This window comes from Streptomyces aurantiacus JA 4570 (genome assembly GCF_000414115.1).
GTDB classification, from domain to species: domain Bacteria; phylum Actinomycetota; class Actinomycetes; order Streptomycetales; family Streptomycetaceae; genus Streptomyces; species Streptomyces aurantiacus_A.
In genome coordinates this window covers 1-349 of record NZ_AOPZ01000114.1, presented here as the reverse complement: position 1 = coordinate 349, position 349 = coordinate 1, and the positions used below count along the sequence as shown (strand labels likewise).

The 349-nt window shown below is 72.8% G+C and carries 1 pseudogene; it reads right to left on the bottom strand.

What is annotated here, in order from left to right:
• Positions 1–163 precede the first annotated feature (163 nt).
• Positions 164–349: pseudogene (locus tag STRAU_RS43605) on the bottom strand (amine oxidase); the annotation flags it as partial.

Genomic DNA, 349 nt, shown 5'->3' with positions numbered 1-349 from the left:
CGCGGGTTTCCTGCGGCGCCCAAGCCTGAGCGCGCGGCTGTGGGGCTCTGGGCGGCCGCACAGCCGCCCAGAGCCCCACAGCCGTGCACGCCGAAAAGGGCCCCGGAGCGATTCACCGCTCCGGGGCCCTTTCGTGCCGCGCGTGTACTCAGTCCTCGTGTACTCAGTCCTCGGGCAGTTCGACCGGCGCGAGCTCCGTGAACAGGTGGGCCCGGGTTCAACGGCATGGTGGCGCCGCCGAGATGACGCTGGACGCCCCAGAGGGCGTTCAGGCCGGTCGTCACGGCGCCCTCGGCGAAGCCCGCCGTCCAGGAGACGTCGTCACCGGCGAGGAAGAGGCCGCGCTGCG